The following is a 201-nucleotide window of genomic DNA, read 5'->3' as shown; positions in this document are numbered from 1 at the left end:
CCCTACCCACACCTCATCCGCCGACTTTTCAACGTCGGTCGGTTCGGGCCTCCACGAGACTTTACTCCCGCTTCACCCTGGACATGGGTAGATCACCCGGCTTCGGGTCTACGGCAGCAAACTTATCGCCCTCTTCAGACTCGCTTTCGCTTCGGCTCCGGCTCTCCGCCTTAACCTCGCTTGCTACCGTAACTCGCCGGT

The 201-nt window shown here is 60.2% G+C and carries 1 rRNA gene; it reads right to left on the bottom strand.

Going from position 1 to position 201, the window contains the following annotated elements:
* Positions 1–200, bottom strand: a 23S ribosomal RNA gene (locus JDF658_RS14140); the annotation flags it as partial.
* Position 201: the final 1 nt, after the last annotated feature.

The organism is Carboxydocella sp. JDF658, from assembly GCF_002049395.1.
Classification (GTDB): domain Bacteria; phylum Bacillota.
Note: the sequence above shows the minus strand (reverse complement) of the source record. Positions and strands in the feature narration are given on the sequence as shown.